We start from the raw sequence: 14,831 nt of genomic DNA on the forward strand, positions 1-14,831 counted from the left end.
GTGGGAAGAATTCGTGCACCGGCACCGCTCAATGCCTTGCCGGCTGCCCTTAGTAATTCCTTGAACAGCCGTCATAAAGTCCAGAAGAACTTCGAACTAGAGAGTCTAGAGCCACGGCTTTTGCTTTCCGGGGACGGCTTAATGGGTGCCGCAGCGGCGGACATGCTGGATAATCCAGAGGATACAATCGATGCCATAGTGGTCCAGGATTACGCTGAATTGTCAGCTCTTGAGGACTCCGGAAATGACCTCTTCGAGATCGAAGACGAAGCCATTTCAGTCTTGGATTCAGGAGCGGACAGCACGGAAACAGATGCGGATCCGGCCTCTGATTCCCCTGCCGCGGCAACTGATTCTGGCTCTGGAGAAGTCCTTTCAAGTGATGAAATGACCGCCCTTGAGTCGGTTGAACATGCCTTGGATGGCACTGCCGTGACCTCCCTGGAGGCCACCAGCGTGAGCGGCCAAGCAAACACTCTTTCTGAAGAACTTGTCACCACCTTGAATGCGGCCAACGGCCCGCCATCAGGTGCTGCCCCGCTTGAACAGTGGGCTTCAGCCGAATTTACAAATTCCGGATCCGATACAACAGGCGGTTCCGGCTTTTTGGTGTCCACTTTGGAGGCCTCAAATCAGCTCCTTGTTGAGGCCTCAAACGACCCTCTCTCCTCCGCCTTCATCCCGAAATTGACCCTCGAGCAGCTCGATGTAGTTTTTCAGGAAGCCCTCCGCCTCTGGTCAGCCACACCCCTTTCGGTCGAGCAACTTGACCTGCTCAATTCCCTGACATTCCGGATTGAAGATCTGGGCGACGGTGTCCTTGGGGAAGCTGAGGGAAATTCGATTGTCCTGGATGACGATGCAGCCGGGCATGGCTGGTTCGTCGATCTGACACCGGATGGCAATTCCGAGTTTGGAGATGCGACAGATCGTCTCAACCAAGTCGACCTCCTGACAGTGGTTCTTCATGAGACCGGACATGTCCTTGGGTTCGACCACGATTCCCCATTGGCTGTCATGACCGATACGCTTTCGACAGGTGAAAGAATCACACTGGGGGATTCTCCTCAGGATGCCCTTGACAGCAATTTGACAACTCCCGTCAGCGGGAACCAGGTGACCGGGACTTCTCCAAACGTCGTACTTGACCTGACCCCTGTAGCTGACGATGCGACAACTGTAATTGTTACAGTTGACGATCTGGGTGCTATTTCAGTTTCCGGTTCAGCTCTGGATGATGGCGCGTCACCGATTTCTGATGTGATTGAAATCCGCGGCAACGCGAACGGCTCGCTGGAAATTGTCGGACCGGACGTGTCCGTGGTCTGGACACTCGATGGAAGCAATTCGGGCAGCCTGACCATTCCGGGATCTCCCGATATTGTGATCACCTTCAGCAACGTTGATGTGATCACCGGCGGATCTGATTCGGATGAGTTCCGACTGGATGCTGCATATGCTTCGCAGATCGAACTGAACGGTGAATCCGGAAACGACACCCTGATCATTGAAAACGGAAGTGCTGCGGACGTCATTTTCAACGCCGGGCCCGGTGAAGCAGATACCGTAGTGAACCAAGGTGGAACGAGTGGGGCACTCATCCTTTCTGAAGTCGAGACTCTGATTGACCGGCCATTGCTCTTCATTCCCGGATTTGGCGGAAGCTTTGCCGATACATCCCTTTCAGAGGATGCCGGAATTGCCGGTGGCACCATTATCGAAGAGTGGCTGCGGAATCGAGGGCTTGCCCCCGACCGCCTGATCCTCGAGCCCATCACCGAAGGCTACTCGGATATGGTCCAGACATTTTCCAACATTGGATATGTCAACGGGACCAACACCGGAGCGATCGGAACACTTTTTGCCGTGCTTTGGGACTGGCGCGTACCGGTTGCCCAGCCTGACAGCACCCCGGATGGATTTCTTGAAACGGTCACTTCCGGATCCCTTGCCTTGGATGGCACCTATGAAACCGGGTTGGATTACCTTGCTTACTGGATGAATGAAGCGGTCACCGCCTGGACCACCCTGACCGGTGCCGCTCCTGATTCGGTCGACCTCGTGACACACAGTACCGGCGGCCTGATTGCCCGCAGCTATATCCAAAGCGCCGCTTACGGGGTATCGGGATTGCTTCCGGTCAACATGCTGATTCAAACCGGCGTGCCGAATCAAGGAACCGGGGCCCCCTTCCTGATGCTGAAGAATGATTTCAGCCTGAAGTCAGCCAGCCGCTTCCTTGGCAAGACTCTGAATGACGCGTGGCTTCTCTGGGACAATGGCAACACGCCTATCTATAATCCGGATGGCTCACCTTTCGCTGCTGCCGACGAGGAGGAATTTATCCTCAATTATGTTTCGACCCTTCAGGACCTGCTCGCGATTTATCCGTTCCTGGACGATGTGGAGAACGATGAGCGGACACTGCGTGCCCTCACGGATTCCGATACGCCTTTCAATATTCTTCTTTCTGACCTGAACGCCTACGACCTCGATGCGTTTGTGGCACGTGGGGTTTTACAAGTCGTCGAAGATAGCCTGCCGGCTGAATTGGCCGATGCGGATAGTGGCAACGGTATTGTCACTTATGCAGAGCTGCTCGCACTCTATGACACTTCTGATCCGAATGGCACCCTCGATGTTGATGACGATGTTCTTCCGGCGGAACTGGCCATTGCCGATGACGGTGACGGCCTCGGTGGTCCGGCTGACGGGATTGTCAGCTACGACGAGCTTCTGCGCATGTACGATCGCCAGACTTACGTTGTCTACAGCGACGCTGTTACCACAGAGGATCTCGCGATCCAGAACACCGGCATCCAGTTTTCCCTCGGTAGCGCTAATGAAATCCTCCCCATCACGGAGCTCTTCATCGGAAGCCTCCCGGGTGAAACTGACGTCTGGTACAATCTGGAACCTTATCCCACGGGCGGTGACGGAACTGTTTCCACCTTGTCCTCCAGTGAAGGCTTTGCCGAAACGCGCCTTGTTGAAGTATCCGCCATTGCAGGTGCAGATCTAGCGCACCTTGACATCACCCACAATGCGGATTCCCAGCGGAAGATTGTTGAGCTCCTCGGGGTGACTGATCAATCCGTTGCCGTTATATCCACGAACCTCCTGCTCACAAGTTCCGCCGACCAAGGGAAACGCCTGTATGATCTCGGTTTGATCGATCCAGTGGAAATTGCCCAACGAGCCTATGACGGAGCACTCGCCCAGATCCAATCTCTCCAGGACTTCGTTTCCAATAACGAGCTGCTCAAGAAGAACCTTCCCATTGTTAACAAGAACCTGAATCAACTGCTCAATGATGCCACCGACGGTCTGGGCTTTGATGCCCTCTTTACCCAGTTGACCGATTCAGTAGGTAGCTTCACAGGATACGCTGATCTTGCCACTCTTGAGGCAGGGATTGAATCAACACTCGGCCTTCTCAGTTCTGAATTCTCGATTGTCGATAACGTTTCCACAGCCGGTCAGCTTCAGCTTCAATTTAATATTACCGAGTCGAGCACCTACTCCACGACAGCCAACTTAGGCGACTCTGGCGGTCCGCTGAGTGGTTCAATCGATCTGCTTGCTGATCTGGATTTTGCCCTGGCTTTCAATATCAACCTCGATCTCGGAGCCTTGCTTGATTCAACAGGGGAGGGCGATGGAGCCGACGGAATTGAAATTGAACTCGTAACCCTCGATGTGGGCGCTTCGTTCAGTTCCTCGGATATTGATGTTGCGCTTGGTTTGGATGGCGTTGGCGGTCTAGCCATTGAGAATGGTACAGCCAGTTTCGACGCAGGTCTTTCTGTCAGCTTTGCCGATACAGACGGCACCCCGGACACACTCAGCGCATTTCAATTCCTCTCGCCAGACAGTTTTGCCGGGTTGCAGGACCTGATCAGCTTCCAAGTCACTGACGCAGCTCTTGATTTCACCCTGCCAGCAACTGTCGCCGTTGCAAACCCCGGGTTTGACCTGGCAGGAGCCGGTACTCTGGCACTCGCCTCAAGCGATGTGTTCAGCGGCGATACCCCGGATATTTCCCTCGGCCTGACGGTCACCAATTTCAGCGTTGGGGATTTCTTCACCTCCAGCGGTTCCCTCACTTTCGAGACTGGTGCGGAAGGTGATCTTCAGATTACCGGAAGTGTCAGCGGCAACGGCACAAATGGCGCACTCGTTACAGCCGGTCCGGTAACCGTCAGCGGCGCCGCCGAAGTCGCCTTTGTTCGCCGTACTGTGGATATCGATACAACCGGTGACGGCGAAGCGGATCTGATCGGTGCGCAGCTTGATGAAGTGGCCCTTTCCCTGACAAGCGGCAGCGTGGACGTGGCCGGCGTGGCTGATCTTGAACTTTCCGGCGAGCTCACTCTCGCATCCGTCAAGGCTGCAGGTGAGAGCATTTCCCTCTACACTGCCCTGAAGATGGGCGCTGTAACAGTTGGTATCCAGACCAGCTCAACCGATTTCGGCCTGGACGGTACCTTGACCATCAGCGGGTTGGATTACAATGCCTCCAGTGGTGATGAGCGCCTCGACTGGACAAGCGCCTTTGACTTTGATGAGGACGGCACGCCGGACCTTCTTAATGCGGCAACCCTCCTCCCGACACCGGGTGATCTCCCCATCGACTTTGATTCATCCCTTGAACTGCGGGTCAGCGGAAGCGTTTCGGGAACACCGATTATTTCGGCAGGTCCCGTGACCTTGTCCGGCACAGCCGAGCTGGCCCTTACGCGGGGTATTGTAAATGTCGATACAGACGGCAGCGGTACACCGGATCTGCTCGGGGCGCGTCTCGATACGCTTGCCTTTTTTGTGCCGTCCAGTTCATCCGTTAATTTAGATGTCAGCTCCATAGCAGAGCTTGATGTTTCCGGTTCCTTCGCCCTTGCGACAATTACCGCTGATGGTGAGACCACCGCCCGGTACTCCGCCCTCCGCATGGGCGACGTGGTTGTCAGCACCGTGGGCATGAGCAGCGATTTCGGCTTTGATGCCACCGTCTCGATCGACAGTCTTGATTACAATGCGACCACAGTCGCGGATCGCCTTGACTGGACAACAGCGTTTGACCTTGACGAAGATGGTACACCGGAAGTCCTGAACCCCGGCGCTGATCTTCCGACGGCAACCGACCTTTCCATCGATTTTGAGTCCAGTCTCCAACTTCGCCTGAGCGGCGGCCTGAACGATTCGGGCTCGGGTCTCTTGCTTACCGCAGGTCCGGTGACCCTCTCAGGTCAAGCTGACTTTGCGCTGACCCGCCGTAGTGTCGATGTCGATACAGACGGTGACGGAACAGTTGATGCCTTGGGCGCACAACTCGACTCGATGGCGCTTTCCCTGACAAGCGTCGCAATTGATATCAGCGGCCTGTTTAACCTGACCGCTTCCGGCGAGCTGGCCCTGGCCAAAGTGGAAACAAGCTCAACAGTCTATACTGCCTTCAAGATGGGCAATGTCACTCTCGGTGGCACCTCCGCAAGCGCGGCTGACTTTGGTTTGGATGGCACTCTCTCGATTGACGGCCTTGATTACAATACCTCCAGCGGCTCCGAATTGCTTGATTGGACAAGTGCGTTTGACCTGGATGGAGACGACGAAGCAGATGTCCTCGATCCCGGACAAGACCTGCCTACCGCCAAGGAACTGGCCATTGATTTTGATTCGACCCTGCAACTCCGCCTGAGCGGTAGCCTGAATGATGGTTCAACGGGACCCCTCCTGACAGCCGGTCCGGTGACCCTTTCCGGTTCTGCCGACTTCACGCTGACGCGCCAGACTGTCGATGCCGATACAACCGGTGATGGAACAGTCGATGCGCTGGGTGCACAACTCGACTCAATGGCCCTTTCGATGACCGGTGTGAACTTGTCGATCTCCGGCTTGTTCGACCTGACCGTATCCGGCGAGCTGGCTCTTGCCAAGTTGTCCCTGGGCGGCGGTTCATCCACCGTCTACACAGGCCTTCGGATGGGCAACGTGACAATCACCGGTTCCACCGCCTCTTCCGATGACTTCGGTTTGAATGGTACTCTTTCGCTCACGGGTCTTGATTACAATGCCTCGACTAGTGGTGACCGCCTGAACTGGGCCAGCGCATTCGACTTTGACGGCGATGACGAAGCAGATGTTCTCGATCCCGGACAGGATCTTCCCACTGCAAAGGACCTGGCGATTGACTTTGATTCGACCTTGCAGCTACGCGTGAGCGGCAGCCTTAATGATGCGCCTGAAGACTCCGGCATCTTCCTGACGGCCGGCCCGGTCAGCCTTGATGGAAGTGCTGAATTTACCCTGACGCGTCAGTTTGTCGATGTGGATACAGACGGTGATGGAACAGCTGATTTGCTCGGCTACCAGCTCGACTCCGTGGCCATCTTCATTCCTTCCGAATCGCCGGTAACCCTTATCGTCACGGGCGTGGCTGAATTATCCGTTTCCGGAAGCCTCGCCTTTGCTCGTGTCTCTGCTCCGGGTGCCGGAACACCGCGCTATACGGCTTTGAAGATGGGCGATGTGGTTGTGGAGTCTTCGACTGCCTCTTCTGGCGACTTTGGCCTCAGCGGTACTTTGACGATTGCCGGACTTGATTACAATTCAGCCCTGAACGAACCCCGTCTAAACTGGGCCAACGCATTCGACTTTGATGGCGATGCTGAACCTGATGTTCTCGATCCCGGTGCTGACCTGCCAACTGCCCAGGACCTGTCGATTGACTTTGATTCAAGCCTGCAACTTCGCCTCAGTGGAAGTATTGCCGGTGACACCGAAAATAACGACCTGCTTCTAACCGCCGGACCTGTGACCCTCGCCGGTTCTGCTGAGTTTAGTTTGACCCGCCAGACGGTGGATGTGGACACAACCGGTGACGGCAATGCTGATGTCACCGGTGCGCAGCTGGACTCAATTGCCCTTTCAGTGACGGATGCTGAGCTGGATGTCAGCGGAGTTGCCAATCTGACCGTTTCCGGTGAGCTCGCTCTCGCTAAACTCACCCTCGATGGCCAAACCTCAGCGGCATACACCGCCTTGAAGATGGGCGATGTCACAGTCAGTGCCTCCACGGGCGCGGCTGCCGACTTTGGCTTGGCCGGCACCTTGACCATCGCCGGCTTGGATTACAACAGCGCTGCCACAGGTGATCGCCTGAACTGGGCCGGCGCCTTTGACTTTGATGGCGACAACGAAGCCGATGTCCTCAATCCCGGACAAGACCTGCCAACACCAACCGATCTGGCAATTGACTTTGATTCCACCCTGCAGCTTCGCCTCAGCGGTAGCATCACAGGGGATGAAAACAATAATGATATTCTCATTACAGCCGGTCCGGTAACGCTTGCCGGTTCCGCGGAGTTTGCCCTGACCCGTCAGACCGTTGATGTGGATACGACTGGTGACGGAACGCCTGATGCCTTGGGTGCCCAACTCGACTCAATTGCTCTTTCAGTGACCAATGCCGAACTCGTTGCCGGCAGCCTTGCCACTGTGACCCTCTCCGGTGAGCTCGCCCTAGCCAAGCTCACTCTGGCCACGCCTTCCACTGTCGTTTACACTGCCTTCAAGATGGGGAACGTCACGCTGAGCAATGCGGATGGCGCCACAGCCAGCGACTTCGGCCTGAGTGGAACTCTTACCATTAACAGCCTTGATTACAACGGCGGTTCCGTAGCTGACCAGCGCCTGGACTGGAACAGCGCATTTGACTTTGACGGTGACAACGAAGCCGATGTGCTGAACCCCGGCCTTGACCTGCCCACGCCAATTGACCTGGCCATCGACTTTGAAGCAGGCCTGGAATTGCGCCTCAGCGGCAGCATCGCAGGGGATGCATCGAATAATGACATTCTCATTACAGCCGGCCCGGTCACACTTGCCGGAACAGCTGAATTTGCCCTGACCCGCCAGACCATCAGTGTGGATACGACTGGTGATGGTGCAGCCAATGAGGCCGATGCCCAGCTCGACTCCATCGCACTTTCCATTACCGGCGGAAAACTCGTAGTGGGAACTGTTGCGACTCTTGATATTTCCGGCGACCTTGCCATTGGCAAAGCGACCCTCTCCGACACAACTACCGTCTACACCGCCCTCAAGATGGGTGATGTATCGGTGAGTATCGACACCGCCCCATCCGCCAACTTCGGCCTGACCGGCGTCCTGACCATTGACAGCCTCGATTACAACGGTGGTTCTGTTGCCGACGAACGCCTTGACTGGGCAAATGCCTTTGACTTTGACGGCGACGACATCGCGGACGAGCTCGCCTTGAATCCCGGTGCGAATCTGCCCACCCCGAAGGACCTTTCTCTTGACTTTAATTCATCCCTGCAACTCCGCTTGAGTGGCAGCTTGAACAAGACCACGGACCCAACGGTGATCTTCCTCACCGCCGGCCCAGTGACCCTCGCCGGACGCGCTGACTTTACCCTGACCCGCCAGACGGTTTCCGTCGATACCACCGCTGATGGTACTTTCAATGAGACCGATGCGCAGCTTGATGTCATTGCCCTCTCCTTGACTGATGCCGAATTGGTTGCCGGTAGCCTTGCGACCCTGACCGTCTCCGGTGAACTGGCTCTTGCCAAGGTGACCCTTGCCAACACGACCACCGTTTACACCGCCTTCAAGATGGGCAATGTCTCGGTCACCACTGAAACGGCTTCCACATCCTCCTTTGGATTGGCCGGAACGATGAACATCGACCGCCTTGATTATAATGGTGGATCGGTCGCTGATGCGCGCCTTGATTGGACAAGTGCCATCGACTTGGACGGTGATAATACCGCCGACCAGCTGGATCCCGGACAAGACCTCGCAACACCGGTTGATCTCGCCATTGATTTTACAGACGGACTGCAAGTTCGCTTGAGCGGATCTGTGACTGGCGATGCCGGCAATAATGACATCCTGTTAACCGCCGGTCCTGTTACACTCGCCGGGACTGTTGAATTCGCCCTGACGCGCCAGACGGTTGACTTTGATTCCACCGGTGACGGCACGGCCAACGAAAGTAATGCCCAGCTCGATACAATCGCGATTTCAATTTCTGAAGGATCCCTTGCAACTCTTGATGTGAGCGGCGTGGCAACCCTCGTTGTCTCCGGTCAGCTTGCCATTGCGCGCGTGACCCTGAACAGCCAGACAACTGCTCAATACACCGCGGTGAAGATGGGTGACGTTGTCGTGAGTTCCTCAATTGCTTCCGCAAGTGACTTCGGCCTTGAGGGAACGCTCACTATCAACGGTCTCGATTACAACAGCACAGCCAGCGGGGATCGCCTCGACTGGAGCAACGCCTTTGATTTGGATGGAGACACAATTCCCGATCTCCTTAACCCCGGCGCTGATCTTCCAACCCCGGCCGAGCTCGCCATCGATTTTGAATCCAGCCTGGAACTGCGCCTCAGCGGCAGCATCTCGGGTTCACCATTGCTCACTGCCGGAACCATTACCCTCGCCGGTACAGCGGAATTTGCACTGACCCGCCAGACCGTTGATGTTGATACCGATGACGATGGATCTGTTGATGCAACCAACGCCCAGTTGGATCTCATTGCCCTTTCGATTCTTGATCTTTCCCCGGTTACCCTGACCGTTGGCAGCCTTACCACCTTGAGCGTCTCCGGTCAATTGGCCCTCGCCCGGGTAACCTTGGACGGGCAGACCGCAGCCGAGTACACCGCCCTGAAAATGGGCGATGTGACCGTTAACGCTTCTTCCGCCGCGGCAGATGATTTTGGTTTGAGCGGCACCCTGACGATCAATGGCCTCAACTACAACAGCGCCTTGACTGGCAACCGCCTCGAGTGGACGAGTGCTTTTGATCTGGATAATGACGATTCGCCGGATCTCCTTGATCCGGGTGCGGACCTGCCAACTCCGGTTGACCTGACAATTGATTTTAACTCCAGCCTGCAGTTGCTCGTGAGCGGCAGCGTGACCGGTGATCCCTTAAACAACAATATTCTCCTGACAGCCGGTCCGGTGACTGTTGCCGGGACAGCTGAGTTTGCCATGACGCGCCAGACTGCCGATGTCGACACAACAGGTGATGGCAACGCGGATGCAAATTTTGCCCAACTAGATTCCATCGCCCTGTCTGTCACAGATGCGGTCCTTGATGTCAGCGGAATCGCAACCCTTACCGTTTCAGGCGAACTGGCCCTTGCACGAGTGACTCTTAGTGGTCAACTCGATGCCAAGTATACCGCCTTCAAGATGGGCAATGTCACGGTTAGCAACTCAAATGCTTCCGCCAGCACCTTTGGCCTGGAAGGCACGCTGACCATTGCTGGTCTCGACTACAATGGCGGATTGGTTGCCGGCGAGCGCCTTGATTGGAACAGTGCCTTTGATTTTGATGGTGATGCCAACCCGGATATTTTGGATCCCGGAGCAGACCTGCCGACTCCTGTTGATCTGGCTATCGATTTCGAATCCAGCCTTCAGCTTCGCGTAAGCGGTAGCGTGACCGGCGCTGGCGTCGATGAGATCTTTCTCACAGCTGGTCCGGTGACTCTTGGCGGTACTGCAGAATTTGCCCTGACCCGCCAGACCGTTAAAGTGGACACGACGGGTGACGGCACGATGGACCAAACGAACGCACAGCTCGATTCGGTCGCCCTTTCTGTGACGGATGTTGAATTGGAAGTAACCGGCCTGGCCACGCTTACGGTCTCCGGTGACCTTGCCTTGGCACGCGTCACTTTGGATGGTTCGACTACGGCGGACTACACGGCCTTCAAGATGGGTGATGTGACGGTGACAGCTTCCACTGCTTCAGCCTCCGACTTCGGGCTCTCCGGTTCATTGAAGATCACCGGTCTGGATTACAACCAGGCAGAGAGCGGCAACCGCCTTAATTGGACGAAGGCATTCGACTTCGACGGCGATACGGTTAACGACATTCTGGATCCCGGGCAGGACCTGCCAACCCCACAGGATCTGGCAATTGATTTTGATTCAAACCTGCAGCTACGGGTAAGCGGTAGCCTGAATGCGGATCCCGATCCTGAACAGATATTCCTTGTTGCCGGTCCGGTCAGTCTCGACGGTCGTGCTGAATTCACCATGACACGCCAGACGGTCTCGGTGGATACAAATGGTGACGGTACGGCGAATGAAACCGGCGCACAACTTGACTCCCTGGCCCTCGTCGTTTCCGACGTCGAGCTCATCGTCACGAATGTCGCCTCATTGCAAGTTTCCGGCGAGCTCGCCCTGGCAAAGTTGACGCTGGCCGACATGACAACCGTTTACACGGCCTTCAAGATGGGCAATGTATCCGTCACGACAAATTTCACTTCCGGAGATTTTGGCCTCACTGGAAACCTTTCCATCGACAGCCTGAATTACAATGCCTCGACAGTGGCTGATCGCCTCGACTGGACAAAGGCCTTCGAGTTTACTGGCGATTCGAACCCGGACATCCTCAATCCTGGTGCAGACCTGCCAACACCGGTTGACCTTTCGATCGATTTTGAATCTGGCCTTGAACTCCAGCTCAGCGGCAGCGTAACCGGTGCCGGAGTTGATGAGATCTTCCTCGCGGTTGGTCCGGTCACTCTTGGCGGAACAGCCGAGTTCACCCTGACTCGCCAGACCATTGACGTGGATGAGAGCGGAGACGGGACATCAATTCTCACTGACGCCCAGCTCGACTCAATCGCACTTTCCGTGAGTGATGTGACTCTGGACGTCGAGGGTGTCGCAAGCCTGACCGTCTCGGGCCAGTTTGCCTACGCCACGGTCAAGGCAACCAGTGCAGATCCTGCCCGCTACACCGCTCTTCTTATCAAGGACCTTTCCGTGGATGCCTCGGTAGCCGATGGTGCTCTTGATTTTGGAACAGTCGGCCCAATCATCATCAGCGAGCTGAAATACAACGGCGCTGCGGATACCTTCAGCCGCCTCGATTGGAATACGGCCTTTGATTTTGACGGTGACACCGCATACGACGACCTCCTGAATCCGGGTGCCGACCTGCCGACCCCGGCTGACCTGACCATCGACTTTGATTCCACTCTTGAATTCACCATTTCCGGCCAACTCACGGTTGACCTCGGAGGCTACGTTCTCGTTGCCGGCAGCTTCTCCCTGACCAGCACACAACCGGAGCAGGTCAACCTCCTCGGTGATGCAGTCCTTGAAGATGTTGACCTTCTGACCATTGAGCTCACTAGCGTGAACCTCTTTGTTGGAGTGGGTGGAGTTTTCGATACAACCACCGACCCTGACAATTGGACAATCGATACAAGCAACGCTACCGGTTTCTCGGTGAGCAATGCCAATGTGGCAATTGCCCGGGCCAGTATCACCGTTACCGATCCGGCCCCAACAACTCTTGATGACCGCACATGGACAGGTATTGTCGCCAACGCGGACAACATGAGCATCGTTGGACTGCCGGATGACTTTGAACTGCAGGTCGATAATCTCAGCATCGTCTCCAACACGGCGAACGGCGCTGATGTCCTTGATTGGAGTGTCCTTGTTAGCGAGGCACCGTTCGACGCCCTCAGCGCAGACCAGGACCTGCTCGTTTCGGGCGATGTCACCATCAATCTTGGCGGCTTTGTTCTTGTTGCTGGCTCATTTGAAATTGAGAAGTCCTACTTCCCATCGGAAGACCTCGGGCCGCCAAATGGCACTGCCAATGTCGAGCTCCTGACTATCAACCTTGAGTCCGTGAATCTCTTCGTCGGGGTAGGCGGGGTCTTTGACACGACCACCGATCCGGATAATTATTCGATCGAGGCTGATGAAGCTGCTGGGGCAATCGGGTTCTCCGTCACGGATGCCAACCTGTACCTGGCACTTGCCAACGTCAGGGACCTCACTCCTGAGGACCCGCAGACCGATACACGCCGCTGGACAGGTATCGCCGCCACCGCGGATAACATGAGTATCGTTGGTTTGCCGGATGAATTTGAACTACAAGTCGATAACCTGGAAGTTTTTGCCAACTTCGCCTCCGGGAATGACGGCCAAGCAACTCCGCTCGATGCCGATTTGATCAACTGGAACAGCCTCGTTGCTTCACCCAATCCCCTCAATGGATTGGACGACAGCACGGTATTTTCTGTTTCCGGTGACCTGACACTCAACCTGGACGGATTTGTGCTCGTCGCAGGCAGCTTTGACATCGCGAAGACCACACCCGCCGGTATCGATCTTGGCACTACAGATGGTCCGCTTGATATCGATCTCCTGACAATTAACCTGACGGATGTGAACCTGTTCGTCGGTGTTGGTGGAGTTTTCGATACGAGCACAGACGGTGATTACAAGATCGTCGCGGAGAGCACGGTCACCGCTGGCACCTTCGTGGATATTGATGATTCCGACGCTGGCGCAACCGGCTTCTCAGTCACCAACGCAAACCTTTATCTGGCAATTGCCAGTGTGACCGACTCGACCCCGGAGACCCCGCCAACCGATACCCGCAGCTGGACCGGTGTCGCAGCCAACGTTGATTCCATGAGCGTTGTCGGAATGCCCGATGACTTTGTCCTGCAGGTCGACAACCTCAACATTCTCGTCAACTCCTCCTCCGGAGACAGCGGCCCGACGAATACCGTAAACGCCGAGAATATTGACTGGAGCGCGCTCATTGAGGATTCCAACCCGCTGAGCGAACTGGAAGCCGGAACAGATTTCTCCGTCTCCGGTGACATCACCTTGAATTTGAAAAACTTTGTCCTTGTCGCCGGTAGCTTCAGCATCGCGAAAAAGACCGAGGACGGGGTTGTCTTTGGCGGAGACAACGGAACGCAGGATATTGATCTTCTGGTGATCACACTCACCAATGTGAACCTCTTCGTCGGTGTAGGGGGCGTCTTCGATACCAGCACCGAGGGTGAATACGCCATCAAGGCAGATGATTCAACCAACCCCGGTACGCTGGTTGATATTGCTGACGAAAATGCCGAGGCCACTGGCTTCTCCGTCACCAATGCCAATCTCTTCATCGGCATCGCCAGCGTGAGGAATCCTGACGCGACCCTCGAGACCGCACCTACGGATACACGCCGCTGGACCGGTGTCGCGGCCAGTGCCGACTCAATGAGTGTCGTGGGTCTGCCGGATAACTTTGTTCTTCAAGTCGATAACCTGAATGTCCTCGTCAATACCCAGTCCGGGGATGACGGAGAAACGGTTGCCGTTGATGCCGCCCCGATTAACTGGAGCCTCATCACGGAAGCACCGGATGCCCTTGATCCGCTGACTGACACCACGGACTTCGTTGTTACCGGTGAGCTCACCTTGAACCTTGGTGGATTTGTCCTCGTCGCAGGCGGATTCGGCATTGAGAAGAAGAGTGAGACAGTTGCCGATCTTGGCGGAACCAACGGCGGTGCGGATATCGACCTGCTGATATTCGAGCTGACCAGTGTGAACTTGTTTGTCGGCGTGGGCGGCGTATTTGATACGACCACTGATCCAGATAATTTCTCCATCAAGGCGGACAGTACAGACACTCCCGGCACGCTTGTTGCAATCGACAACGAGTTCGCCAATGCAACCGGCTTCTCGGTGGTCGATGCGGACCTTTACCTGGCGATTGCCAGCGTGACCAATCCGACTCCGGGCACCACACCTGAAGACACACGTCGCTGGACAGGTGTCGCCGCTTCGGCTGACTCAATGAGCATTGTCGGTCTGCCAACCAACTTTACCCTGCAAATCGACAACCTGAGCGTCCTGATCAATTCCGTATCCGGTGACAGCGGTCCGAGCTCCTCAGCCGGTGCTGAAAAGATTGATTGGAATGTGCTCACGGAAGCACCCACTGCCTTGCAGGTAGCTGAGATGACTCCCGC

Annotated in this window: 1 protein-coding gene (running past one end of the window); it reads left to right on the forward strand. The window is 55.8% G+C overall.

Annotated features, from left to right (window positions below; translation table 11 throughout):
• A protein-coding gene (locus G0Q06_RS10525; RefSeq protein WP_163965540.1) for a matrixin family metalloprotease crosses the window boundary here: on the forward strand, nucleotides 1-14,831 show its beginning. The gene runs 27,547 nt beyond the window's last position; the window shows 14,831 of its 42,378 coding nt (coding positions 1-14,831); the start codon lies at nucleotides 1-3; the stop codon falls past the right edge of the window.

Origin of the sequence: Oceanipulchritudo coccoides, assembly GCF_010500615.1 — a bacterium.
GTDB lineage: Bacteria > Verrucomicrobiota > Verrucomicrobiia > Opitutales > Oceanipulchritudinaceae > Oceanipulchritudo > Oceanipulchritudo coccoides.